Annotated in this window: 26 protein-coding genes, 1 tRNA gene and 1 pseudogene; 13 read left to right on the forward strand and 15 right to left on the reverse strand. The window is 62.6% G+C overall.

The annotated features are described in order from the left end of the window. Positions 1–495 precede the first annotated feature (495 nt). A complete protein-coding gene (locus IVA93_RS04315; protein WP_018453348.1) occupies positions 496–1,386 on the reverse strand; it encodes an N-formylglutamate amidohydrolase in 891 nt (296 codons plus the stop codon). A 363-nt stretch (positions 1,387–1,749) separates the two neighbouring features. Here IVA93_RS04315 and cpdR point away from each other — a divergent pair, with 363 nt between their 5' ends. Continuing rightward, positions 1,750–2,109 carry a cell cycle two-component system response regulator CpdR gene (gene cpdR / locus IVA93_RS04320; protein WP_007597092.1) on the forward strand — a complete coding sequence of 120 codons (360 nt, stop codon included), beginning with the start codon at positions 1,750–1,752 and terminating at the stop codon, positions 2,107–2,109. Positions 2,110–2,182: 73 nt separating this feature from the next. After that, positions 2,183–2,257: transfer RNA gene (locus IVA93_RS04325), tRNA-Val, on the forward strand. A 189-nt stretch (positions 2,258–2,446) separates the two neighbouring features. Here IVA93_RS04325 and IVA93_RS04330 read toward each other — a convergent pair. After that, positions 2,447–2,971 (reverse strand): Cif family virulence factor, encoded by a 525-nt coding sequence (locus IVA93_RS04330; protein WP_026232516.1) that lies wholly within the window; start codon positions 2,969–2,971, stop codon positions 2,447–2,449. A 216-nt stretch (positions 2,972–3,187) separates the two neighbouring features. On the opposite strand from IVA93_RS04330, the gene IVA93_RS04335 reads away from it, so the two are divergent. Together IVA93_RS04335 and IVA93_RS04340 are read left to right on the forward strand one after the other, a co-directional pair. Continuing rightward, positions 3,188–3,673: an L-2-amino-thiazoline-4-carboxylic acid hydrolase gene (locus tag IVA93_RS04335; RefSeq protein WP_018453351.1), complete on the forward strand. Its 486-nt coding sequence runs from the start codon at positions 3,188–3,190 to the stop codon at positions 3,671–3,673. Further along, positions 3,670–3,930, forward strand: coding sequence for a hypothetical protein (locus IVA93_RS04340; protein WP_018453352.1), 261 nt, complete (start codon positions 3,670–3,672; stop codon positions 3,928–3,930). Before IVA93_RS04335 ends, IVA93_RS04340 begins: the two co-directional genes overlap by 4 nt. Positions 3,931–4,065: 135 nt before the next feature. Here IVA93_RS04340 and IVA93_RS04345 read toward each other — a convergent pair whose 3' ends face one another. Continuing rightward, positions 4,066–4,203: an NUDIX hydrolase gene (locus IVA93_RS04345; RefSeq protein WP_018453353.1), complete on the reverse strand. Its 138-nt coding sequence runs from the start codon at positions 4,201–4,203 to the stop codon at positions 4,066–4,068. 119 nt (positions 4,204–4,322) lie between these two features. Between IVA93_RS04345 and IVA93_RS04350 the strand changes: the two genes are divergently transcribed. Beyond that, a complete protein-coding gene (locus IVA93_RS04350; protein ID WP_018453354.1) occupies positions 4,323–4,745 on the forward strand; it encodes a RidA family protein in 423 nt (140 codons plus the stop codon). A gap of 68 nt (positions 4,746–4,813) precedes the next feature. Here the strand turns inward: IVA93_RS04350 and IVA93_RS04355 are convergent, their stop codons facing one another. Further along, positions 4,814–5,905: an enolase C-terminal domain-like protein gene (locus tag IVA93_RS04355; protein ID WP_026232518.1), complete on the reverse strand. Its 1,092-nt coding sequence runs from the start codon at positions 5,903–5,905 to the stop codon at positions 4,814–4,816. A gap of 178 nt (positions 5,906–6,083) precedes the next feature. Here IVA93_RS04355 and IVA93_RS04360 point away from each other — a divergent pair, with 178 nt between their 5' ends. Then, positions 6,084–7,646 carry an adenylate/guanylate cyclase domain-containing protein gene (locus IVA93_RS04360; protein WP_018453356.1) on the forward strand — a complete coding sequence of 521 codons (1,563 nt, stop codon included), beginning with the start codon at positions 6,084–6,086 and terminating at the stop codon, positions 7,644–7,646. A gap of 234 nt (positions 7,647–7,880) precedes the next feature. Here the strand turns inward: IVA93_RS04360 and IVA93_RS04365 are convergent, their stop codons facing one another. The 4 genes from IVA93_RS04365 to IVA93_RS04380 all read right to left on the reverse strand — a co-directional run bounded on the left by IVA93_RS04365 (position 7,881) and on the right by IVA93_RS04380 (position 14,858). Further along, positions 7,881–9,104, reverse strand: coding sequence for an ABC transporter substrate-binding protein (locus IVA93_RS04365; protein WP_018453357.1), 1,224 nt, complete (start codon positions 9,102–9,104; stop codon positions 7,881–7,883). A gap of 777 nt (positions 9,105–9,881) precedes the next feature. Beyond that, positions 9,882–11,825 (reverse strand): glycosyltransferase, encoded by a 1,944-nt coding sequence (locus IVA93_RS04370; RefSeq protein WP_247299319.1) that lies wholly within the window; start codon positions 11,823–11,825, stop codon positions 9,882–9,884. After that, entirely contained in the window at positions 11,822–13,204 is a 1,383-nt protein-coding gene (locus IVA93_RS04375; protein WP_143273909.1) for an HlyD family secretion protein, read from the reverse strand. The genes IVA93_RS04370 and IVA93_RS04375 overlap by 4 nt, the downstream gene beginning before the upstream one ends. A 157-nt stretch (positions 13,205–13,361) precedes the next feature. Continuing rightward, positions 13,362–14,858 carry a putative bifunctional diguanylate cyclase/phosphodiesterase gene (locus tag IVA93_RS04380; RefSeq protein WP_256469929.1) on the reverse strand — a complete coding sequence of 499 codons (1,497 nt, stop codon included), beginning with the start codon at positions 14,856–14,858 and terminating at the stop codon, positions 13,362–13,364. On the opposite strand from IVA93_RS04380, the gene IVA93_RS04385 reads away from it, so the two are divergent. Both IVA93_RS04385 and IVA93_RS04390 read left to right on the forward strand, forming a co-directional pair. Further along, positions 14,826–14,987, forward strand: coding sequence for a hypothetical protein (locus IVA93_RS04385; RefSeq protein ID WP_240543322.1), 162 nt, complete (start codon positions 14,826–14,828; stop codon positions 14,985–14,987). The two genes, IVA93_RS04380 and IVA93_RS04385, sit on opposite strands and share 33 nt — an antisense overlap. Positions 14,988–15,086: 99 nt before the next feature. Continuing rightward, positions 15,087–15,347, forward strand: a complete 261-nt coding sequence (locus IVA93_RS04390) for a hypothetical protein (protein ID WP_240543323.1) — start codon at positions 15,087–15,089, stop codon at positions 15,345–15,347. An 11-nt stretch (positions 15,348–15,358) separates the two neighbouring features. On the opposite strand, the gene dctP is transcribed toward IVA93_RS04390, so the two are convergent. Further along, positions 15,359–16,336, reverse strand: a complete 978-nt coding sequence (gene dctP, locus IVA93_RS04395) for a TRAP transporter substrate-binding protein DctP (RefSeq protein WP_247299323.1) — start codon at positions 16,334–16,336, stop codon at positions 15,359–15,361. Here dctP and IVA93_RS40745 point away from each other — a divergent pair. Further along, on the forward strand, positions 16,284–16,418 hold the full coding sequence (locus tag IVA93_RS40745; RefSeq protein ID WP_256467873.1) for a hypothetical protein: 135 nt from the start codon (positions 16,284–16,286) through the stop codon (positions 16,416–16,418). The genes dctP and IVA93_RS40745 overlap by 53 nt on opposite strands. Before the next feature lie 192 nt (positions 16,419–16,610). Here IVA93_RS40745 and IVA93_RS04400 read toward each other — a convergent pair whose 3' ends face one another. The 3 genes from IVA93_RS04400 to IVA93_RS04410 all read right to left on the reverse strand — a co-directional run bounded on the left by IVA93_RS04400 (position 16,611) and on the right by IVA93_RS04410 (position 18,969). Further along, complete coding sequence (locus tag IVA93_RS04400; protein ID WP_018453363.1) at positions 16,611–17,540, reverse strand: alpha/beta hydrolase; 930 nt, start codon at positions 17,538–17,540, stop codon at positions 16,611–16,613. A gap of 134 nt (positions 17,541–17,674) precedes the next feature. Further along, positions 17,675–18,169: a hypothetical protein gene (locus tag IVA93_RS04405; protein ID WP_018453364.1), complete on the reverse strand. Its 495-nt coding sequence runs from the start codon at positions 18,167–18,169 to the stop codon at positions 17,675–17,677. Between the two features lie 230 nt (positions 18,170–18,399). Beyond that, complete coding sequence (locus tag IVA93_RS04410; RefSeq protein WP_018453365.1) at positions 18,400–18,969, reverse strand: alpha-ketoglutarate-dependent dioxygenase AlkB; 570 nt, start codon at positions 18,967–18,969, stop codon at positions 18,400–18,402. Positions 18,970–19,048: 79 nt separating this feature from the next. Here IVA93_RS04410 and IVA93_RS04415 point away from each other — a divergent pair, with 79 nt between their 5' ends. Further along, complete coding sequence (locus tag IVA93_RS04415) at positions 19,049–19,189, forward strand: hypothetical protein (RefSeq protein WP_007597071.1); 141 nt, start codon at positions 19,049–19,051, stop codon at positions 19,187–19,189. Here IVA93_RS04415 and IVA93_RS04420 read toward each other — a convergent pair. The 3 genes and pseudogenes from IVA93_RS04420 to IVA93_RS04430 all read right to left on the reverse strand — a co-directional run. Then, a pseudogene (locus tag IVA93_RS04420) lies at positions 19,146–19,820 on the reverse strand (sensor histidine kinase); the annotation flags it as partial. The gene IVA93_RS04415 and the pseudogene IVA93_RS04420 overlap by 44 nt on opposite strands. A gap of 10 nt (positions 19,821–19,830) precedes the next feature. Beyond that, complete coding sequence (gene hydA, locus IVA93_RS04425; protein ID WP_018453367.1) at positions 19,831–21,285, reverse strand: dihydropyrimidinase; 1,455 nt, start codon at positions 21,283–21,285, stop codon at positions 19,831–19,833. Positions 21,286–21,397: 112 nt separating this feature from the next. Further along, positions 21,398–22,006, reverse strand: coding sequence for a TetR/AcrR family transcriptional regulator (locus IVA93_RS04430; RefSeq protein ID WP_026232519.1), 609 nt, complete (start codon positions 22,004–22,006; stop codon positions 21,398–21,400). Positions 22,007–22,109: 103 nt separating this feature from the next. Between IVA93_RS04430 and IVA93_RS04435 the strand changes: the two genes are divergently transcribed. The 3 genes from IVA93_RS04435 (at position 22,110) to IVA93_RS04445 (ending at position 24,409) form a co-directional block, all read left to right on the forward strand. Beyond that, positions 22,110–22,805 carry a PspA/IM30 family protein gene (locus tag IVA93_RS04435; RefSeq protein ID WP_018453369.1) on the forward strand — a complete coding sequence of 232 codons (696 nt, stop codon included), beginning with the start codon at positions 22,110–22,112 and terminating at the stop codon, positions 22,803–22,805. Between the two features lie 39 nt (positions 22,806–22,844). Next, positions 22,845–23,120: a YiaA/YiaB family inner membrane protein gene (locus IVA93_RS04440; protein WP_007615098.1), complete on the forward strand. Its 276-nt coding sequence runs from the start codon at positions 22,845–22,847 to the stop codon at positions 23,118–23,120. A gap of 224 nt (positions 23,121–23,344) precedes the next feature. Continuing rightward, entirely contained in the window at positions 23,345–24,409 is a 1,065-nt protein-coding gene (locus IVA93_RS04445; protein ID WP_247789705.1) for an amidohydrolase family protein, read from the forward strand. The last annotated feature ends 13 nt before the right edge of the window (positions 24,410–24,422 follow it).

Raw genomic sequence — 24,422 nt, forward strand, 5'->3', positions numbered from 1 at the left:
TGCCTAGCTCAAATCGGAAGAATCGTGCAGCGCTGTCTTGCTTTTGCACCCTGGTATTTTGGATGCCGGATGCGTCCCTCCTTCAAAGAACTTGGCTGGCCAAAAATCGATCATTGAGTTGAAACCTTAGTTCCGGATCTGCCTCGTTCGTATGCAAATGACTATCAACCCATTGAATTTCCTTATCAAAGGAACTGAATCTGGGTTTCTCTAGAAGCAACCGAGCTATGTCCTCATTGCATGGGAAACCGGTCGAAAGCCCTTGCACTTTGTGCGTCGCGGCCGCATATTGTTGCGGTGCGGTAGCGCTTCTCGCGTTACTGCTGCCCTCCTTGGGCGTTTCCTCCCTAGACTTGGGCCGCTTCTTCATTAGAAGCGGCCCTTTTTTCTTTCAGCCTCTGCTTTCTCTCGGCATCGGCTTTCATTTCGATGCTCGCCGCGAAACGCATTCGCGCTGATCGCACCCAACACAATTGTTCGAAGAAAACGTCGCGCCTATTCAGCCGCGGCCTGGAACGGGCCGAGATCGCCGAACGGGACCGTGGTCGCCAGCACGTCTGCGAGCACGCCGAAGTCCGACGCCACTTGTGCAAAGCGCGGACTGCGCTCGCGCCGCCGCTCGTCCATGTAGATTGCGCGGTTGAGCTCGAGCTGCACGGCATGCAGGCCACTGGCCGGGTTACCGTAATGCTCGGTGATGAAGCCGCCGGCGTAGGGCTTGTTGCGGCCGATCGAATAGCCGAGGCCGGCCATGGTCTCCTCGACCCGGTCGGGCAATAGCGGCGTGCAGCTCGTGCCGTAGCGGTCGCCGATGACGATGTCGGGCCGGCGCGGCTCGTCGCGGGAGACGCCGACCGAGGGCATCGAATGGCAGTCGACCAGCACGACGGTGCCGAACATCTGGTGCACCTTGTTGATCAGCCGGCGCAGCGCGCGATGATACGGCTTGTACAGCGTCTCGATCCGCCCCAGCGCGTCGTCGACCAGGATGCGCTCGCGATAGATCTCCTGGCCGTCGCCGACCACGCGCGGAATGGTGCCAAGTCCGCCGGCAACCCGCATCGAGCGGGTGTTGGCAAAGCTCGGCAGGCGCCCGGTGAACATCCGGGGATCGAGCTCATAGGGCTCGCGGTTGACGTCGACATAGGAGCGCGGAAAGTTGACCCGCACGGTCGGAAAGCCGCGCTCGCTGAGATGGCCGATCAGCTCGTCCATGAAGGAATCTTCGGAACGCCGCAGCGTCGGCAGGTCGATCCTGGAGGCGCTGAGGAATTCGTCCGGATAGGTCGAGCCGGAATGGGGCGAGTTGAAGATAACCGGCGCGCGCCATTGCGCGGGCTCAACGATCTCGAAGGCTGGCGACTTGTCGCCGTCAAACCGGGTCATCTTCTCAGGCTTCGTCCCTTGGTGTCAGGCTTCGCCCTTGGCAATCAGGCTCCGCCTCTCGGTATCAGGCTTCGCCCTTGGCGCATTGATTCGGCCGATCGGGCGGCTCTTATGTGTCGTCATTGTCCGGAATCGCAACCATCCTGCCAAGCGAAAAGATGAGATCTGCGCTGGAACATGTCTTAACCCTGCGGGCAGCGAGGTGGGGACCGGCAGGTACGGCTCGATTGCTTCGTGCCGTATTCCGGTTCACAAGAGTCCGGCAGCGCGAGCTGCGGAGGGTAAAGATTTTCACCCCAAATTTACCCTCCGTCGGGCTTAGTGACCTCCGCTGATATCCTCTGGGGATTCGACATTTCCGCCATGCCAAAGATCCTGCTCGCCGAAGACGACAACGACATGCGCCGTTTCCTGGTCAAGGCGCTGGAAAACGCCGGTTTTCAGGTCTCGTCCCACGATAACGGCATGGCCGCCTATCAGCGGCTACGGGAAGAGCCGTTCGAGATGCTGCTCACCGACATCGTGATGCCGGAGATGGACGGCATCGAGCTCGCCCGCCGGGCCTCGGAACTCGACCCCGACATCAAGATCATGTTCATCACGGGCTTCGCCGCGGTCGCCCTGAACTCCGATTCGGATGCCCCCAAGAACGCCAAGGTGCTGTCCAAGCCCGTGCATTTGCGCGAATTGGTCAGCGAAGTGAACAAGATGCTGGCGGCCTAAATCGGCCCCCTTCCGTCCTTGCACCGGCTCCCGTGAGCCGTTATAGGGACCCGACCCGATCTAGAGACATCTAGGGCGCGTAGCTCAGCGGGAGAGCACTACCTTGACATGGTAGGGGTCACAGGTTCGATCCCTGTCGCGCCCACCATCCTTCGCTCGCGATAGCCGAGTGAAGGATGCCACGCCGAAGCCCAACGGGCGCAGGCGGGCTGCCGCCGCGAGGTTCGGCTCGGCAAGCCACCAATCTCATTTCGGCGAAGCGTGTCCGGTGTAGCTCGAAGAGCGTAGACGGACTGGAGCGGCAGCCTCCTTCGCCGACACACCGCCGCTAAATCCCCTATTTCAGTTCCGTGTTTGCGACCGGAAGGATGGAGGCGACGTGCCAGCCGTCCGCATCCTGAACGTAGGTCTGGCTGATCAGAAACGTATTTTGTTGTGGCGGCTTGCCCGGAAGGCCGCGCGTAAAGACGATCGGCACGAGGATCTGCATGATCTCGTTCGAGATCACGGCGACGCGGAATTTCGACATGTCGGGTTCGAGGTGCCAGGTGCCCTCGTAATAGGTCTTGAACCGCGCGGCGACCTCATCGCGACCGCGCGTCTCGATGTTTCTGGCAAACAACAGCGTTCCGGCTGAATTCAGGAGCATGGCCTTCATGGCGTCCGCATCATGCGCATTCTGCGCCGCGATGAATTTCTCGAAGATGGTTCGTGCTTCGGCATCATTTGCGGCAGCCTGCGCGCCTCCGGCCGGCCAGAACGTTGCGGCGAGAAACAGCGCTGCGGCAAACGCCGCAACTTGAGGGCGCCGTGAAAACACTCGTGGCGTGAAATTGCCTGAAGGCATTTTAGGTCGGATCATGGTCACCTCTGGTCATTTGCCGGCGGAATTTGAATGGTGAGCGTCATACCATTGTGGCCAGGTCGATGTTTTCAGGATTGCACGATCGGCGATGACCCCGACATCACGGAAACGTAGGCTTCCGGATGCCACGGGACCAGGCAAGCAAACCCTCGCCGCGAGCAGCGAGTTGAGTTATCGTCTTGTGGTGTGAAGTAACCCGGATGAAGGTTGCCCATGAGCGTGTCCGTCATCGAGCAGGCAAAGATCCAGGCGCAGGTGCTGGTGCCCCTGGTTAAGGCGTTGCAGGCCGAACTCGGCGAGGCGCGCGCCAATGCATTGGTGCGCAAGGCGCTTGGCGACCTCTATCGCGGCTTCGGCGAGGAATTCTGGAAGGCAAAGAACAGCACGAACAACGAAGCCGATCTCGGCAAGGCCGTCGCGTCGGCGTTCAAGACCTATGCCCGAGACGACGCGCTCGCCTATGACATCATCGAGCAGACCCAGGACGCCTTTGCGTTCGACGTGACGCGATGCGCCTATGCCGAGTTCTACAAGGCGCTGGGCGAGCCGGAGCTCGGTTTCCTGCTGGTCTGCACCGCCGACTTCGCGACCGCTGATGGATTTGGCGCCGACGTCAGGCTCACGCGCACGCAAACCATCATGCAAGGCGCGTCCCATTGCGATTTCCGCTACTGGCGCGACGAGCGCGGATCAAAATGAAGGGAATGCGGGTGATGCGGGCGAGCTATGTTGCCCTGATGGTGCTGGCGCTGATGTCGTCGCGCGCCGCTGCTGCGGTCATCGACTGGCAGGCCGAACTGCAGCGCTGCCGCGCATTGCGCGAAAGCGTGGCGCCGCTGCTTCAGGCCGGCGAGGGCATCTCGGCCGTCGGCCGCTCCAACAGATCCATCCGCCGCTGCATCTGGATCCAGCGCATCGCGGTGCGCAGGAAGATTCCCGGCGCGGAGGTTTGGTAGCGTAGCTGGTCATGCAGCGCTGCTGTCTCACACTCCGTCATCGCGAGCGCAACGAAGCAATCCAGACTGTTTCCGCGGAGGGGTTCTGGATTGCTTGGCCGCGCTCGCAATGACGATGTGGAAGCAGCAACGTGTTCAGCTCATCGCCTTCACGATGGAGATTCCGATACCGAGCTCCTCGTGGAACTTACGCACCAGCGCGGCCTGCCAGCTCTCGCCGAACTCGATCTCGCCGCCGATCGCGACGACGCGATGTGCGAATGAAGGCGCCATGTGGTCATGGGGGATCGTTATCGTGCACCACCTCGGTGCAATGCGCAGCTTGATCCGCGACTCCCCGCCTGCCATTGTCCGCCCACCACGCCAGCGAGAAATGAAGGCAGGTTATCGATATGAGCAGCGTGAACAAACCAGGTGGCAACTACTTGCCGGTGATCATCCATGGTGGAATTGCGTATGTCAGTGGTCAGCTGCCGCGTCGCGGCGAAGCCCTGCTGTGCTCCGGTAAAGTCGGCGCAGGTGTCGATGTCGCCGCCGCACAGGGGGCGGCGGCCCTCTGCGCAGATCTCTGCATTTCGGCCATCAATCACGCAACAGGTGGAGAGGACAAGATCGTCCAGGTCTTGCAGCTCGTTGGATACATCGCCTCGGCCCCTGGATTCACTCAGCAATCGCAAGTCATGAACGGCGCTTCCGACCGGTTGATCGAGCGCCTAGGCGATCGCGGTCGTCACACGCGTACATCTGTCGGCGTCGCCGAGTTGCCGCGGGGTGCACCGGTCGAGCTGAGTATGATTGCCGCTGTTCAGTCGTAGGAAGGCATGCCGTTCGCTGATCGTCAGCTTCGACGTTCGCACTTCGATACGTCGCGACGACACGCGGTCTATTCGACCAGATACTTCTTCACCGCAGCCTCGTCCCACGCGATCCCGTTGCCGGGCTCCTCGTTCGGCAGGGCAAAGCCGTCCTTGATGATCAGCCGCGTTGAAAGCACTGCGTCGGCCCAGTCGACATATTCGAGCCAATGCGCGGTCGGCGTCACGCACAAAAGATGCGCGCTGACTTCCGAGAACAGATGCGTCGACATCTCGATCCCGGCGGCATGCGCCAGCGCGGCGGCGCGCAGCCAGCCGGTGACGCCGCCGATGCGCTGCACGTCGGGCATCACGTAGTCGCAGGCTTCGGCTGAGAGCGCGGTCTGCATCGCGAAGGCGCTGTCGAAATTCTCGCCGATCTGGACCGGCGTGCGCAGCGCATCCGCGATGCGGGCGTTACCCTCATAATCGTCGTGACGGATCGGCTCCTCGATCCAGGTCAGGCCCTCATCGTCGAGCATCTCGCCACGGCGGATCGCCTCGGTGGCCGTCAGCGCCTGGTTATAGTCGCACATCAAGGTCACGTCGTCGCCGACGGCCTTGCGCACCGCGCGCACCACCTTCAGGTCTTCCCGTGCATCGGGACGGCCGACGCGGATCTTTGCGGCCTGAAAGCCCTCGGCCAGCAGCTTGTGGGCTTCCTCCACCGCGGCACCCGCCGGCATGATGCCGAGCCCCTTCGAATTGTAGGCCCTGACCGGTCTTGGCGCGCCGCCGAGCAGCCGCGCTAGCGGCAGGCCGCGTGCGCGCGCCAGTGCGTCCCATGCCGCCATGTCGATGCCGGATTGTGCCAGCCGCTGCAGGCCGGCGAGCCCCAGCAGGGTGAAGCGCTGGGTCAGCTTGCGCTCGATCTCGAACGGTAGCAGCTCGTCGCCCGCAAGCAGCTCCGACATTTCCGCGACCATCGCCGTCAGCGGCTTCAAGGCCGATGGCGTGATCGAGAACAGATAGGCGTGCCCCTGGACGCCCTGGTCGGTCTCGCAGTCGATCAGCACCAGCGGTGCCTTTGCGACAGCCCCGGTCGAGGTCTGGAGCGGGAGGTTCATCGGCACGATGACGGAGCGCGCATTGAAGCGCTTGATGCGGATGGTCTCGGCCATTTGGTGGATCTCCTGGCGGAGTGAATGCAGATAAATGCCGATCTTAAACATTCGCCATGAAACGAAAAGCCGCTTGGCGCGACCACCATAAAATGGGGTTGCGCGGGAGCGCGTTTATTGGCTCTGTTCCGCAAATCGCCCCGAGTTCGAGACAGGAACGCAATCACGGAGCCAAAGAGTGAAGCAAGAGATCTCCGAAGAACAGCGCAAGAGCGGCATCCTGACCGGTGCCGCGATCGCCTTCCTGCTGCTCGCCTTGCCGCTCGCGGTGTGGCTGGACCTGACCGAACTCAGCAAGACCGCGCTGCGCCGGCAGGCGATCGACCTGAATTCGGTGATCACGAGCGTGCGCAGCTACTACGCGACCAACGTGGTCGGGCGCATCATCGCCAATCCGAACGGTACGACCAGGGTGATTCACAACTACGAATCCATCCCCGGCGCGATCCCGATCCCGGCGACATTGTCGCTGGAGCTAGGGCGGGTGATCGGGGCGCAGCAGGAAAACATCACCTACCGTTTCGTCTCGGACTTCCCGTTCCAGAACCGCGCCCCGCACCAGCTCGACAAGTTCGAGAAGGACGCGCTCGAATCGCTTCGCAACGATCCCGAGCAGAAGATCGTCGACACCGAGACCTCGCTGTTCAACGACAAGGTCCGGCTGATTGCTCCGGTGACGATGGGCCCGGCCTGCGTCAGCTGCCACAACAGCCACCCCGAGAGCCCGAAGAAGGACTGGAAGGTTGGTGACGTCAGAGGCATCCAGGAGGTGATCATCGCCCAGCCGATCGCCGCCAACATCTTCTCGTTCAAGTTCCTGCTGGCCTATTTCCTGATCGCCGCCGGCAGCGGCCTGTCGTTTCTCTCGCTGCAGCGCCGCCAGGCGAGCCGTATCAAGGGCATGAACAAGGAGCTCGAATCCGCCAACGACTTCCTGGCTTCGCTGTCGATGAAGATCTCGCGCTACATCCCGCCGCAGGTCTACAAGAGCATCTTCTCCGGCCAGAAGGACGTCACCATCCACACCGAGCGCAAGAAGCTCACCATCTTCTTCTCCGACATCCAGAATTTCACCGCGACGGCGGAGCGGCTCCAGCCGGAGTTGCTGACCCAGCTCCTCAACGAATATTTCACCGAGATGTCGGCGGTCGCCCACGAATTTGGCGGCACCATCGACAAGTTCATCGGCGATGCCATGCTGATCTTCTTCGGCGACCCCGAGACCAAAGGCGACCGCGCCGACGCGCAGGCCTGCCTTCAGATGGCCTGGCGCATGCAGCACCGGCTCACCGAGCTCAATGCGAAATGGCGCGCCTCCGGCATCGAGCTGCCGTTCAAGGCCCGCATGGGCGTCAATTCCGGCTATTGCAATGTCGGCAATTTCGGCAGCAGCGATCGCATGGACTACACCATCATCGGTGCGGAGGCGAACCTCGCCGCGCGCCTGCAATCGATCGCCGAGCCCGGCGGCATCGTGCTGAGCTACGAGACGTTCGCGCTGGTCAGCGACATCGTCCGCGCCCACGCGCTGCCCGCGATCACGATGAAGGGCATCAGCCGCGAAATCATTCCCTATTCGGTCGACGCGCTGAACGACGCGGCCGCCGAAAGGAGCGGGATCATCACCGAGCGAGCGCCGGGGCTGGAGCTCTATCTCGACCCCGCCGTGGTCAAATCCGGCGACGCGGCGCGGGTGCGCTCGCTGCTGGAGAATGCGCTGGCCTCGCTGAACCCGGCGTGAGGAGCACGCGCGTTGCCGTCTCCCATCGAGAGAGTGTGCCGTGTGGCACCCCCTCCCTAGCCCTCCCCCACAAGGAGGGAGGGAAACACATCTTTAACGTGGCGACGTTGTCCAACTTCGCGGAAAGTCGATCATGGTGCGACGCTGCTCCGTTCTCCGCTCGGCTCCCTCCCCCCCCTTGTGGGAGAGGGCGGGGGAGAGGGGTAGCCCAGCAATAGGTGGGCCCGAGTCAACTCACCGCGCCGCGCCTTCCGTGAAGGCGGTGTCGATCACGTCGCCGAAGGGTTGCCAGGAGCGGCCGTCGAACTGGACCAGCCGCATCTGCCGGATCGGCAGGTAGCTGTTCGGCGAGGTGTTCATCCTGATGTTGGGCAGGGCGACCGAAGGCTGATAATTCCTCAGCGAAGCCGCCTGACGCATGATGTTCTCGCGCGAGAGGTCGTCGCCGCATTGCTTCAGCACCTGCGTCAGCGCCTCTGCCGCGGCGTAGCCATAGAGCGCGGCGCTGCTGTTGGTGCTTTCGTCGTGATGGTATTTGTCCATGAAAGTGAACCAGTCCTTCATGGCGGGATCGTCCTTCCATGCGGGATCGCTCGGGTCCTTCAGAAAGGCCGCCGAGATCACGCCGGAGGAATTCTCCAGGCCTGCGGGCGCCATCGCATTGGCGATTGAGGCGGAGGCGTCGTTGACGATGAAGACCGGGCGCCACTTGAGCGACGCCGCCAGCTTGATCACCTTGGACGCCGTCGACGGTACACCGAGAAAGACGAAGATATCGGCGCCGGCGCGCTTGAGGATCGAGACGTGTCCGTCGAGATGCTCATCGGCAATGTCGAAGGCGATGTCGACGAGGACGAGACGGTTCAGATCGCCAAGACCTTCCTCCAGGCCCTTGAGAAGCGCACGCCCGAACTGGTCGTTCTGCCAGAGCACCACGATCTTCTTCCTGGGATAATAGGCCTGGAGATAGTTGGCGTAGATGCGCCCCTCCGACCGGAACGACGGCTGCCAGCCCATGGTCCAGGGAAACGCCTTGGCCTGGCTCAGCTCCTCGTCGCCGGAGGCGACGAACAGTTGTGGGATCTTCTTCGCGTTCAGATACCAGCGCGTGGCGAGATTACCGGGCGTGCCGAACGATCCGAACATCAAATGCACGTCGTCCGTCTCGACCAGATTGCGCGTCAGCTCCAGCGCGGTCGTCGGATCGGAATTGTCATCGCGCGTGATGAAGCGGATCTTGCGGCCGTTGATGCCGCCGCGCGCGTTGACCATGTCGAAATAGGCCGCTTCCGCCTGGCCGATGGCGCCGAATTCGGACAGCGGTCCCGAATACGGCATGACATTGCCGATACGGATTTCGTTGTCGGCGGTGGGTTGATCGGCGCGCTCCTGCGACATCGCCCCGAGCGATGCCAGGGCAACCATCAACACGAACAGCATCCTGCCGGAGACGCGCATGCCCGATACCTTGACGTTGGCCCCTCATCGAGGTCGGCTCAATCCGCACCAAGGCTGCTTGATCTAGGTCAAGCGTTTGTCAAAGCTGTGGCGCGGTGCGCAGCTGGAGGGCCGGACGAAACGGCAGGCGTGCTGACGCGCCGACTGGGGCGCGCCGCTAGGGCAGCCCGCGGACTTTGAACTCCATCTCGACCCGGCGGTCGTGAAATCGGGCGATATAGCCCGGGTGCGCTCGCTGTTCCGCACTCGTCCGATGAAAAATGAATCGATCTGTGAAAGATCATGTTTGGGATAGCGGGCCGTAATTTGGATGGTGGTCTATATTGACCGGTGGCGGCAGAGCTCTCGGTTCCATGATGGTCCATCACCGCCCGCATCGGCGCCCATCGGTGACTGAGAGTATCGCGCTCCCGCCGGATTCAGGCGAGCCTCATGGCCATTCAGCGACCACCTTGTCCTACATGCCGGATAACAACGACGCTGGCGCGCATCACGCCAAGCTCCGCCGGGTCTGAGATTTGGACCTTCGAATGTCCCGCTTGCGATTTCGTCGACCAGATCGCGGTCGTGCTGGTCGACCCAATGAGATCGTCTGATACCTTGGCTTGGTTTCAGGGCGAATTGCGGGCGCCTACATAGGGCGCGCGCTACCTGGAACGATCGAGCGCCGAAGGCCTGGACGTAGGCATTGGTCGAGAAGAACCGGTTGCAGCGCTCGGCTTGGCAACGACGGTGACGTTCAGCGAGCTTGGTGCTGCGCTTCATCAGCAGAGGTAGTCACCCGAAAATCCGCATCATTAATGCTTTGCCGATCGGGGCGGCGTGGATGCCGCTGAATGCGCTGACGTAGTCACCGGAATAGAAAGCGCGAATGAGAGCGATGCGGGTGTTGAGGGTTTCATCAAACCGGATTGCAAAGCCATTCCCCGTGCGTCGCACGACCAGGGCCGCGACGTTTCTCTCCTGGAGGGTGCAGCGAACCGCGGTCCCGACAGGTGGTGGATTGTCGCTCACGAAGCGAGCGCCCGTGATCGACATGTCTGCCAAACGGTAGATGCACTGCCGGGAACCGATATTGAAAAGGACAGGCTCATCTCGCTCGAACCGCTCGGCCTTCCGTCGCCGCGGCTGCTCGATGGACACCAGGCAGACGATCAACAGAATGATGGCGTTGTACAAACTCCAGGCGAGCGCCAGACCGCCATAGGCGATCATGTCACCTTGCACATGAAGCACGAAGGCATAGACGATACCCGCGAGCGTAATCGCCAATGCGGTGCCGTATATCCTGAGCAGTGGCCATTCGACGAAGCGTTGGTCGCGATCCCCGCCCTTCGCCGTGACCTTGAATGTGTGTCCCTGCGTCTGGAGCAGTCCCGCCGCCACGGCCTTGAGAACCGCCGGCAGTGCAATGTATTGAGCGACATCCGACATCACCGCCATGGAGCGTCCGCGGGAAATCCAGGCCATGGTGAGCGAATACCAGACATAAAAAGGCAGGAAATATCCGAGGAGTTCGAAAAGATCGGCCTGGACCGCTTTGATGCCGAAGAGAAGATAAAGGCTTGGAACGACGAGACCGAAGACCTTGACGACATAGGTCGAGGTCCAACTCATGAATGCTTCGATGAGAGAAAGCCTGTCGACAACGTCCAGCTGCGATCTTCGGGAAAAGGGACCACTGCGCCCCCGAAAGATTTGCATGAAGCCAAGACACCATCGGCTGCGCTGAGTGATGTACTCCTTGAGTCCCTCCGGGGCCAGCCCCAAGGTCAGACGCTCGTTCAGGTACACCGTGCGTGATCCAATTTCCGTCAGCCGCAGCGTCAGCAAGTAGTCCTCCGTCACGGAATCGGTCGGAAAGCCGCCGATCTTCACGAGGGACGAGAATCGGATGACCGACGACGTGCCGCAACAAAACGCCACGCCCCAAGCGTCCTTCGATGGCATCAGGATATCGAAGAAAAAGCGCTGCTCGTCCGGCCAGACCTTGGTCGCGGCCAAATTGGTTTGGATCGGATCCGCATTGATGAAATGCTGAGGTGTCTGTACCACGCCTACGCCCTGGTCGCGGAACAGGCACGTCGCGCGGCTGAGAAATTCGGGCATAGGCACGAAATCGGCGTCGAGAATCGAAATGAAATCTGGGGGATCGGCGAGCTCCGCCACATGCCACAGGGCGTGATTGATGTTGCCGGCCTTGGCGTCCTTGTTGTCCGGGCGCGCCAGATACCGGCAGCCGAGCTGGCCGGCAAGCTTTTCGAGCCAGTCACGCCGTCCGTCGTCCAGAACCCAGACGCGGTAGTTGGGATAGTTCATTCCCGTGGCGCCGATGATTGTGCGCTCCAGAATCGACGTTTCCTCGTTGTAGGTGCAAATGAATACGTCGATCAGCGGAGCTTGCCGTCCGGCAAGCCACCGCCTGTTGACTTCGACTTGCGGCGTTCGATTGGTCGAGCGGCTGAGAAACACCAGTGTCAGTGCACCCGCCGCAAGCGATACAGCCTCGACGAAGAGGAACACGGATCCCACGGCGAAGTCGGCGGTCCAGCCGACGGGCGGCACCGTGGCTGTCATGCGCCATCCAAAATAGCGGATCATGAGCAGCAATGCGATTGAGATCATCAGCGAGCGCGCCGTGGAGTTCTCGTGCCGCAACCAGGGAAGGACGGCAACGCAGAACCCGAGCGCAATAAGGCCCGGTGTCAGCGCGGCGATCATGGCTTTCTCGCAGTGTCTGGCGAGAAGATGACGCGTCCGGTTCGCCCGACTGGACAATCGTTGGAGCCATCGTTGAGGTCGGGGACCGAAATCGTCGCACGATACGGTTCCTTGCTCAGCGCATCGGGATTAATGGCGAGGTTCGCTGCGACCCCTGCGGAGCCGGTGAGATTGACGACGGTGCCAGTCAATTCGGGGCCGCCGGCGCTCGGCCGGAAATGTGCGAGAGATCCCAGTTGCAGCCCGTTATACACGCTCTCAGTGACGTTCGCCGTCACTACGGCGCCGGAACAATCGAGTAGACGAATGAGCGGTTGTCCGGCCCGGACGTCCTCTCCAGGTGCCGTCATGACCTCCCATATTCGGCCGGCGACGGGGAACTTGATGTCCGCCTCGGAGCGGCCGATGTAACGAGATCGCTCTGATTCTATCTCGCCGACGAGCCACGAGATTTGCGCATCGGCGTGCGCTACGTCCGCGGTGAGGCCTTCAGCCCGCTGCCGCATTTCCTCCTCACGCTGCACCGAGCTCGGACGATCGTTGTAGCTGTCGCCGAGGAAAGTGCCCTCGCGCGCGGCGGTGAGCTCGACCTGGGTTGCATCCAGACGGCGTCGCGCGCCGATTTCGGTCTGCTGAGCAATGGTTTGATCCCGCGTCAGGCGCCCAAGCTCGACAGACGAAACGCTGCCCGATTTGATGAGCGATGATGCTCGTTCCACCGCGGCTGCCGCCTCTTCACGACGCGCTGCGGCCGCTTCGATTGATGTTTGGATTTCTGCGATGCGCGCCTCGAGCTGACGAATGCGCCCCGCTGTGAACAGGGCCGCCTGACGCGCCAGATCCTTCTGCCCCGCCTGGGCTGAAGCTATCTTCGAAACGAGGCTCGGCCTTTCGTTTTCGAGGCGAGACATCTGACTGCGCAGGTCATCGAGCCGCACGCGGTCGCCGCGCGGATTGACGACACGGAGGATGAAAGTGCCCTCACCGACGGTGCCTAAATCGCCTGACAGACTGGCCCCGGCTGAAATCTTCCCGTCAATCGGCGACCTCAACGTCACGAGCCTCGAATTGACGACGGCTTCGACGCTTGACGTCTGGAAAAGCGCTCTGAGCGGCAGCCAGCCGAATACTGCGACGATGGCGATGCCCGCCGCGGCCTTCACAAATCGGAGAAGCGTCCGGCTCGGCTTGGATTGCGCTACATCCGCGGCGGCATCGCCGCCGGTTGCGGGGGCATCGGCATTGCCGGGACTGAGACGCGCATCCAACGCGCGTTGCAAACCGTGCGCGTCATGGTTTCCGTCCACCGCGAGAGGTTTTGCGATATCTGGACCGCCGCCGCCTTCGAATGTCGAATCGAAACGCGTTTTGTTTTGCATCATACACCTGAGAGTCAACGCGCAACCTCCGCGCGAGATACGGCCGGCCGAATCCAAATGCGATGTTGGTGTTGCAAAGGCTAACTGAAACATGAGAATTGTCTGCGATAGCGGATCGCCAAGAGTCGCATTGGGCCGATAGAGGCACGGGTCCGTGCTACCGTTCAGCCGATGTGTTGACGAGGTGCAGCTTGGTCGCGGGCGAAGCCCGCGGCATTGCTTTCTCAAACTCCGCGAGAATGCTGGCGCCGAGCTCTGAGGCGGGGATCGGCCGGCCGAAGAAGAAGCCCTGGACCTGATCACCGTTGGCCGCGTCGAGGAAAGCTGCCTGGTTGGCGGTCTCGACGCCTTCGACCGTCACCCGCATGCGCAGTTCCCGTCCGAGCGCGATGATCGCTTTTACTACTGTCCCGACCTGACAATGAGGGCCGTCGAGGCTCTGCATGAAGGCTCGATCGATCTTGATCTTGTCGAACGGAAAGCGCCACAGATAGCTGAGGCTCGAATAGCCAGCCCCGAAATCGTCCATCACGATGGCAACGCCCATCGTCTTGAGCGTCCGGAGCTGAGCCATGATCGTTTCGGTGTTGCCGAGCAGCAGGCTTTCGGTGATCTCCAGTTCGAGTCGGTGCGCCGCGAGTCCGGCGTCTTTTAGTGCGGCGGCGACGATGTCACCGATGTTGCCCGCCACGAACTGCACGGGTGACAGGTTCACTGCAACGGTCAGGTGCGCCGGCCAGGTCGCGGCCGTGCGGCATGCCTCCCGCAACACCCACGCCCCGATCTTGTCGATAAGCCGCAAGTCCTCGGCGACCGGAATGAAGGTCAATGGCGGAATGAGGGTTCCGTCCGCCGCGGGCATCCGGATCAGCGCTTCGAAGCCGGCAAGGCGGCGCTGGGATATTTCGAAGAGCGGCTGATAATGCAATTCGAAGCGATCATTCAGTACCGCGTCGCGAATCGCCCTCTCGAGCTCGATGCGCGCTTGTAGCTCAGTGTCCATTTCAGGCAGGAAAAACCGGATGCAGTTGCGGCCGGCTGCCTTGGCCGCGTAGAGCGCGAGGTCGGCACTCTTGAGCAACCGCTCGGCGGTGGTGTCTTCCCCCGTCGCCAGCGCCACGCCGATGCTAGCGGTGGTGAGGATCTCGTGCTGCTTGAATTTCACGGTCGCATTTACCGCGGCGGCGAGATGGCTCGCAAACGACTCGGCCTGAGCTTTGCCGGCGATCCCGCTCTGCACGACCACGAATTCGTCGCCGCCGAGCCGCGCCACCACGTCGTCGATCCTGGCCGCGGCGCGAAGACGCTTGGCGATGGACTTGAGCAGAAAATCGCCACTGTCGTGACCAAGCGAATCGTTGACCTCCTTGAAACGGTCGATGTCGATGAAGTGTACGGCAAGGCTGCCGCCCCGCATCGGCAGGCGAGCGATGGCGCTCTCCAGTTTTTCGATCAGCTGCGGGCGATTGGTCAGCCCGGTCAACGCGTCATGATGGGCGAGAAACCGGATGCGCCGGTCAGCGTGCTTCACCTTTGTTTCCCGATACCAGGCAATTGCGGGAATGGAGAAGGCGAGACCTGACAGCAGGCAAAGGAACACGGCCGCGGTCAGGAACGTATTGTGGACATTCTTGCGTTGCTCGGTTTCATCCACGTAGGCCGCAACGACAGCGGTGAGGCGACCGTCGGTCTGGACCGGGACATAGGCGCGGGCGAAGAATGCCGGTCGGTCGGGCGAATTTCCCTCCCTGACGTCGACGATCGGGAGACCGTCAACCGCTGATCGCGCCGCATCGGGGCTATATTCAGACAAGTCGACGAGCGCGATCTTTTCGCGGGTCGAAACGAACTGGGAGTAGCCATTACGGTTGAATATTTCGTAGTGAAAGACCTCGCCGGAATTTCGCGCCGACAGGAAGAACGCCATGCTCGCGGCGGAAGGCTGCTCGCCGCCGGCGATCTGCTCGAGATCGGTGACACTGGCCGCCAGGAACCTCGCCCAGCTACGAGCGGTCGACGTCGCATCTTGACGGAGAAGATGATCGGTCGTGATCTTCAGGGTCGTCCCGGCGCCCAGCAACAGAATGGCAAGCGCGGCGACGATGGTGACGATGTTTCGCTGAGGCCAGATACTGGCGAGTGACGGCATCAGTGCTACCGGGTCGATCGCATTTTCGTGAGCTCGGCCCGAACCGTTTTTAGCAGTTCGGCATTGCGCTCACTTTTCGAAGCCCAATCGTCGGCAACGGCCGCGAACACGGCATTGGCCGCATCGAGGTCCGACGGCGTGGGTATGGTCACCTGGCGTTTGGGATCGGACTTCAGCTCCCCCATAATGCTGTTTTCAACGGCTTCGTAGGTATCCATGAAACGTCCGGCAGACCACGCACCGCTGTATTTGAGGATGGTCGCCTGTGCAGGTTTCGGCAGCCGGTTGAATATTTTCCGGTTCATCAAAACCATCAGCGGTGCGCCGCTGATGCCAAGAAGGTAATGATAGGTCGCAACGCGTTTGATGCCGTAATCGACCAATGGAGATGGTGGTACCAGGGCGCCATCGATGCTGCCGCTGCCAATGGCTTCGGAGATCTTGGTGACCGGCAGAAATACGGGCCGCGCTCCGAGCTTTTCGAGCGCTGCGGCTTCGCCCGGATTGTTGACGCGAATTCTCTTGTCCTTCAGATCATTCAGCGACGTGATCGGAATGTTGCTGTGGATCGTCTCGGGCTCGGTGACATAGGCGCCGATCACCACGTAGTCGTCGTATCCTTGCAGCGCGCCGGCGGCCATAAGCCGGTTGAACACCGCAACGGACTCCCGCATGTTCGTAAACAGGCCGGGCATCTCGATGATTGCATTGTCTGCGAACCGGTTGCGAGTCAGTCCCGTCACGACGTAGGCGATGTCGGCCGTACCATCGAGCACGAGCTGGGGTTGCTCAGCCGGATCCTTTCCAAGCACGCCGCTGAAATAGGTCTCGATTTCGATCTGGCCTCTTGCCTCGGCGTTGACCGCGTCGACGAATGGCTTGACCGCAGCGAGATAACTCGTCGAGCGGTCGGAACTGGGGAAGGCCAATTTGAGCTTGACCGGTTCGGCGGCGGAGGCCGAAATCAACGCAAAAGAGATCACCGCGCATCGTGCAAGCAAACTAAGCATCGGTTTTCCGATCGTGGCGGCGGCGCGTCGAAACGCCGATTTGCTCGGTCCCTAACGAACCCCCATAGATAGAAATGCTTCAGAGAACTCTCCTAGATAGCACGCGGCGATCCGGGCGGCGACCAGATCGCGAATCGTAGTTTGAAGCGTGCTAACGCCGGCGAGACAATTGTCTGAGAGCGCGCGGCCGCGAGAGGGCAACCCAGCTAAAGGTGGACGTTATCAGCGCGCTGCCGGCAACACGCCGCTACGGCAGACCGCGCGCCTCGAGCTGATGCACCAGCAGCAGTGTCGGCTCGGCGAGGCTGTCGCCGGAGCCGTCGAGGCCGAAGGCGCTCGCGATGCCGTCGCGGCTGCGCAGCAGCGCGCTACGCGGACAATGGCCGGCGCCGCAGAGCGTCTTCTTCAGGGTTTCGCCCTGCGCCGTGATGCCGGCGGAATCATCCGCGGCCCAGGCCAGCACGATCGGGACGTCCACATTGAGGATGCCGGGGAAGACCGAGCGCTTGTTGTACTGGCTGGCGTCCCTGCCGAGATAGGCCTTCTCGCTGTCGCTGGCGTCCTTGCCGGCGCGGTAGATCCCGGACACCAGCACGACCGCCGCGACATCGGCGCGGTCGGTCTGGAGTTCGGGATGGGCCAGCAGGGTGGCGACGTGGAAGGCGCCGGCGCCGTAGCCGACTGCGACGATCTCGCGGGCATCGCCGTTGAATAGGTCGATATTGCCGTAGACCCAGGACAGCGCCGCCGCCACGTCGCTCGCACCCGCCGGCCACGTCGCCGAGGGCGCCAGCCGGTAGTTGACGCGCACGCCGATCATGTCGTTGCGCGCGGCAAAGCACATGGCCTGGTCCTGGATCTGGCGCGACAGCTCCGGCGCGGCGCGGTCGCCAGTGAAGGTGTCGCCGGTCACGAACAGCAGCACCGGCCGCGGCGTATCCGCCTTGGTCGTGGCGGTGGCGACATCGAGCACATTGGCTTCGCTCTCGCCGTAGCGCAGGCCGCGCGAGAAGGTGACCTGCTCGCATAGCCGCGCGGTGCCGCCTGCGGTGGTGTCGCTATCTGTGAGGCCGACCTGGACAAGATCGGACGGCGCAGCCGGCCGCGGCGGCAAGGGGCCGTGCGCGGAGGCTGCCGTCAGGCCCAGAATCAGAAAAAATGCGAGAAAATTCTTCATGTCGGTGGTGGCCCTGCGTGCCCGATATGGGCTCGCGCGTTTGGCCCGTCTTTTCAATTCGCCTTATTAGTTAGTTGGTCATGAGGCGATTTCGCGGCACCCATGGTTCTCTCGGCTCGTCCTCCACGCGTGGTTCAATTCCCCGGCTGGAACGTGCAATCCGCCCCGCTGCCGTCCTTCCGGCGGATGGCATTGGGGTCGATCGTGCAGCTCAGCTTGGTCAGGCTCTCGAAATTCGATCCTGCGGCGCCGTCGGCCGGAATGCCGGCCAGAGCTTCGGTGGCGAAGATCTCGTTGGCCGTGGAGCCATTCACCGTCCGGGTCTTCTTGCCGAAGGTGACCTCGCAGTTCCGGACGGTGATGTCGACATTGCCGGCGCGACAGACGATTCGATCGGCGGTCACCATGATCGGCTTCTTGTAGGGAATGTCGCTGTTGGCGGCGAACAGCATCGCCATTGCCTTCTTCTCGGCGCCAGACAGGACCGACGACAGCGGCGCGATCACCCCCGCGAGCGCCAGCGCCGTCGCGCCCGAGACTTTTGCGGGCGTCGCGTCGGAGGCTCCCGCGACGCCGGAGGCGGCTGCGAGGACGAGGGTGCAGGCGAAGATCAATCGACCGGCTTTCATCTTCCCTCCCTGGACCTGCAATCGCGGCTTCCCTCCGAGAAGCGCGCGGAACCAGATTAGCATGTAAATCCGAATTGGAAGGCAAGTTCGCCTCGCCTCGCGCCTTCGCGCGCTACGGCTGTTTTGCTCCGAGGTGTCAAACGGTTACGCCGCGGGGCCGAGCCCCGCGCCGAGACGGCCGTTCTACTGTGCATGGGGTTGTTTTCGCGTTTTTTTGTTTGGCCGACCTGTCAGGCCTGCTTCATCGTCCGGAAGGTGATGGAATAGCGGCGCGCCTCGACCGGCGGGATGCTGTGCTCCCATTGCGACCGCGCCTCGCCGTCCATCATGTAAAGCGAGCGCGGCCGGGCTTCGAGCGTGTGGCGCTCCCATTTGTCGCCGCTACGGCGGCGGAAACGGAATTTGCAGGACGAGCCCAGCGACATGCCGAGGATTTTGTCGAAATGCGGCTTGTCGCGATGCCAGCCGATGCCGACGCCGGCCTCGTATTCGGTGCAGAGCACCTGCCGCACGCTGCCGCCGGCAAGCCCAGCCCATGCCTCGACCTGCCGCGCGACGGGCAGGACCCAGTCCGGGATCGGCTCGGCCTCGGCCAGCCGCTGCAGCGAATAGTCATAGCGATAGCCGAAGGACGCCACCCGGCGGTTGCCCTCGAAGGCGCCGAACTGGAAGCGCTGGAGCGGCAATGCTGCGATGCGGCCGATGAGCGCCTGCTCGACGGCGGTCTCGACGAAGTCATCGGCATAGCGAAGGCCGGCGGGCCCTGCGTGCGGATCGTCGAACAAGCCAAGCTGCGTCATTCCTCGCATTTCCGTGATGGAACCTAATGGTGGCTGATGCGACTTACATATGACGCGGAAAGCAACATGCGAGGCTGTCATGGCAGAGAAGCATACCGCCGATCCGGCAGAGATCATGCGGGCGACCGGTCATCCTGAGCTGGAATACGCAGCCGGCTGGACCATCGCCGGTCTGGTCACCATCGGCACCATCGTCGCCGCCTGGGTGTTCGCGATCTAGCCATTGGAAACTGCAGCTCGAACGCCGCGCCCTGATCGGTCGGCGTGAGCCTGATCGAGCCGCCATGGCTCGCCATCACCGCGCGCGCGATCGCCAGCCCCATCCCGGTGCCGCCCTGGTCGCGGCGCGTGGTGAAGAACGCGTCGAAGATCCTGTCGCGGTTCGGCGTCGAGATCGGCTCGCCGTCATTGCTTACCGTCACACGCAGGGTCGTACGCTCGTCGATCGCTTTCAGCCTGATTGTCCCAGCCTTGTGTCGCATCGCATTATCGGCGAGATGCGACAGCACGATGAGCGCCTTCTCGGCCGACATGCCGATCATCAGGTCGAGGCTGCCGCTGGCCTCTATCGAGCTCGCCGGAAATCGGCTCCTGAGGTCGGCAATCACCGGCGCCAATTCCGTGCGCTCGTTTTGCGGCAGGCTTTCGGCACGCGCGAGTTCGCGCAGCCGCTGCGCCATCGCTTCCAGCCGCTTTGTGTCGGACAGGATGTTGGCGATGAACGTCTCCTGCTCGGCCGGCGTCAGGCTGCCCGCTTTGCCCTGAAGCGTCCGCGTCGTGTAGATCACCCCCGCGACGTGGTTGTTGACGATGACAGGCATTGCCGAAAACACGTGGACGCCGAGGCCGCGGCCATCAATTCTACGGCGTCACCGCTCCGCGGGGCACGGCGCGTGGGGCGGTCAGCTCCTTCCACGTCGAATTGGCGACATGCACGGGCGAGAACGCCGGGCGCTCGACATAACGGCCGTCGCCGGCCTCGGCGCGCAGATCGCCGTCTTTCCAGACGATTCGGCCGCGCGACAGCGTCGCCGCCGGTCCGCCGGTGCAGGAAAACCCCTCGAACACGTTGTAATCGATCCGGCTCATCTGCCGCTTCGCGCTGATGGTCTTGCTCGCCTTGGGATCCCAAACCACGATATCTGCATCCGAGCCGACGGCGACCGCGCCCTTGCGCGGATAGATGTTGAGGATGCGGGCGATATTCGCCGAGGTGACTGCGACGAATTCTTCCTTCGTCAACCGTCCCGTGGCGACGCCCGCGGTCCACAGCAGGGCGAGGCGATCTTCGAGGCCGCCGGTGCCGTTCGGGATCTTTCTGAAATCGCCGAACCCGAACCGCTTCTGCTCGGTGGTGAAGGCGCAGTGGTCGGTCGCGACCACCTGCAGCGAGCCGGCTTGCAGACCGGCCCAAAGACTATCCTGATGCGACCTGTCGCGGAACGGCGGCGACATCACGCGCTGCGCGGCATGATCCCAGTCCTTGTTCTGATATTCACCGGCGTCCAGCAACAAGTGCTGGATCAACGGCTCGCCATAGACGCGCTTGCCCGCCGCACGTGCGCGCGCGATCGCCTCATGCGCTTCGCGGCAGCTCGTGTGCACGATATAGACCGGCGTCCCCGTCATGTCGGCGATCATGATGGCGCGGTTGGTGGCTTCGCCCTCGACCTCCGGCGGCCGTGAATAAGCGTGTCCCTCGGGCCCGGTGACGCCGCCCGCGATCAGCGCCTCCTGCATCAGGGCGACGACGTCGCCGTTCTCCGCATGCACGACAGGCATGGCGCCGAGATGGGCGCAGCGGGCGAACGAGTTGTAGAGCTCGTCGTCGTTCACCATGAGCGCGCCCTTGTAGGCCATGAAGTGCTTGAAGGTGTTGATGCCGTAGGTTTTGACCACGGTCTCCATCTCGTCATGGATCTGCTTCGACCACGACGTTACCGCCATGTGGAAGCCGTAGTCGGAGGCCGCCTTCTCGGATTTGTGTCGCCACTCCTGATAGGCCGCGAGCATCGGCTGGCCTGGATCGGGCAGGCAGAAATCCACCACCATGGTGGTGCCGCCGGCCAGCGCCGCCTTGGTCCCCGATTCGAAATCGTCGGCGGTGACAGTGCCCATGAACGGCATTTCGAGATGAGTGTGCGGATCGATGCCGCCCGGGATGACGTAGGCGCCGCCGGCATCGATGACCTCGCACCCCGTCGGCGCATCGAGCGATTGCCCGACCGCGACGATGGTCTCGCCGTCGATCAGCACGTCCGCGCGGCGCGAATGATCATGATTGACGACGGTGCCGCCGCGGATGAGGAGGGGCATTGGATGCTCCGGAGAGGAAAGTGGACCTCGCGAAGCTAAGCGCGCGGCACACGACGCGACAGGTGAAATTTTAGTCAGGCACGCCGACAGTTGAGCCGTGCTCTCTCGGCCCCTACGCCGCCCGCGCGATCAGCCCGTCAATCATCGCGCGCACCAGGCCCGCGATTTCCTTCCGGAGCGCCGGCAGCGGCACCGCGACCAGTTTCTGCTCCAGTCCCAGCGCCACCATGCCATGCACCGCCGAGAACAGGCTGCGCGCGGTGATGCCGAGCTCCTCCCGACTGCGTTTTGGAAATAGCGCGGCCAGCGGCTGGTAGACGTGGCGAAACAGCTGCAGCTGGTCGTCGATGGACCAGTCGGGGAGGGGCTTGTCGGCTGCCATGCGGTGCTCGAACAGAGCGCGCCACAGTTCGAGATTCTCCGCGGCGAAATCGCAATAGGCGAGAGCAATGCGGACCAGGGTCTCCTGCGGCGACGGCTCGCGCGCGCTTTCCGCCGCGCTCAGGGCCCGGTCGAGCCGAAGCAAAGTGCGCGAGCCCACGCGCAGGATCAGTTCATCGACATCGGCGACGAGATTGTAGACCGCGCCGTTGGCGCAGCCGATCTCGCGGGCGAGATCGCGGGTCTTTAAACCCGCCAATCCCCTGTCGGCGATCATTCGTTCCGCCGCCAGGATCAAATCGGATCGAAGTTTCTCTCGGCGTTCCAATGGCTTAGTCATCTGCAAACCAAATTCTTGAGCGTCGCTCAAATATTCCTTGAACGATGTTCAAGTTTCTTGCTACAAACCATCCGTGAGCAACGCTCATAACAGGGAGCTTCAGATGTTCAAGACCGTAGTGACACTTTTCCGCGGCAGCGTGGCCGCCGCCAGCGAGGAGCTGGAAGACCGGACGGCCCTTCTGATCCTCGATCAACAGATGCGCGACGCGGCCGCGGCCGTCGAGCGCGGCAAACGGACCCTTGCGCTGGCGATTGCGCAGGACCAGCAGGAAGCTCGCAAGCTCGAGGCGACCGTCGCCCGCATCGCTGATCTCGAGATGCGCGCGGTCGCGGCGCTCGACGGGGACCGCGAGGATCTCGCCAACGATGCTGCCGAAGCCATCGCGGGCCTGGAGGCCGATCGCGATGCGGCGCTGACGGCCCGCGCACTGTTCGCAACCGAAATCGCGCGGCTGAAGCGGCACGTCGCAAGCGCGCAGGCCCGCATCACCGAGCTCGACCGCGGCCGCCGCGTCGCCCGTGCCTCGGAAGCGGTGCGCTCGCTTCGCCGCAGCGGCATCGAGGCGGCACGCCCCTACGAATCCACGCTGCCGGAGGCGGAGAGCACTTTGAGGCGTCTTCGTGAGCGGCAGATGGAAGCCCAGGCCGCCGACGACGCGCTGGTCGAGCTCGATGCGGCCACCGGTCCGCTCGCCACCGCCGAAAAACTCGCCGAGCAGGGTTTTGGCCCCAGGCTCAAGACGACCGCGGACGACGTGCTGGCACGGTTGAAGTCCAAGCGCACGCCGACGGTCTGATCCCAAACCCATCATCATTCGAACCAACAGGAGACCATCATGAACCAGAATGGCCAGCCCCACAGCGGCGCCTGGGTGACTTTCACTTACGTGTCCTTCGCAGCCTCCGCCTTCCTCATCGCCATCGGCATCTTCTTCCTGCCGATCGACCTCTGGATGAAGGGTTATCTCACCATGGGCATCGTCATGTTGATCCAGACTTGCATCACCCTGACCAAGACGGTCCGGGACAACCATGAAAGTAGCCGGATGGTGAACCGCATCGAGGATGCCAAGGCGGAACGTCTGCTGATGGAAGTCTCCAAGGCGGCCTGAGAGGCATGACAATACGCAAGGAAGCAGCGGAGCAATTTGTTCCGCTGCTTCGCGCCGGATGCATTCCGTCAAACCTTATCGCGCCAGCGAAATGCAACCGAGCCATGACGGATCGCGCGGGCGTGCGCTCTTGCGCACCGGCAGCGGCCGGAGCACTCTGCACGAGCGGCACACAAAGAATGCCGCCAAAAAGATGTGCTTACAAGATCTCGGCGAGGAACTTCATGGCGGTGACGCGGATCGACTGCGACATCCACCCGGCGGTTGGTGGCACGCGCACGACGCTGCTGCCGTATCTCAGCGATCACTGGAAAGAGCAGGTCGTGAGCCGCGCCATCGACGGGCTCGATCTCACCTCCTATCCGCCCAGCATGCCGCTGGCGGGCCGCGCCGACTGGCGTCCGGCGAACGGCGCAAAGCCTGGTTCCGATCTTGCGATGGTACAGAAGGGCGCATTCGAGCAGTTGGGTGCCAGCCACGCGATTCTCAACGTGCTCTACGGCGCTCAGGCCGTGTTCGATCCCTACATGGCGGCCGACTTCTGCAGGGCGATCAACGACTGGATCGCGACTGAGTGGCTGTCGCGCGATGCGCGCTTGCGTGCCTCGATCGTGGTGCCGATGCAGGATCCGGATCTGGCGGTCGAGGAGATCGAGCGCCGCGCCGGCGATCACCGCTTCGTGTCGATCCTCGTGCTGGCGCAGGGCGAGACGCTGCTGGGACGCCGGCATTTCTGGCCGGTCTATCGGCTCGCGGAAAAGTACAAGCTGCCGCTCGCGATCCACGCCGGCACGCAATATCGGCAGGCGCCGAGCTCGGCCGGATGGCCGTCGCACCGCTACGAATATTACTTCGTCGAGGCGCAGGCATTTCAGGCGCAGATCCTGAGCCTGATCTATGAGGACGTGTTCGGCAAGTTTCCGGACCTCAAGGTCGTGCTGATGGAATCCGGCGTGAGCTGGCTCCCGGCTTTCATGTGGCGCGCCAACAAGACCTGGCGCGGCGTGCGCGTCGAGGTGCCCTGGGTCGAGCGCGAGCCGGCAGCGATCATCCGCGACAGTTTTCGTGTCACAATGCAGCCGTTCGACGCGCCGGGCGACGCCAAAAGCGTCGAGGAGATCATCGACCAGATCGGCTCGGACAAGATGTTCCTGTTCGCGTCCGACTATCCGCACTGGCAGTTCGACGGCGACGATCCGATCCCGCCGGACCTGCCGAACAGCATCATCTCGAAGATGTGCGTCGACAACCCGCTGGAGACGTTTCCGCGGCTGTCGCTCGCCAACTAGACCGGAGTTTCGC

The organism is Bradyrhizobium sp. 155 (assembly GCF_023101105.1).
Lineage (GTDB): Bacteria > Pseudomonadota > Alphaproteobacteria > Rhizobiales > Xanthobacteraceae > Bradyrhizobium > Bradyrhizobium canariense_D.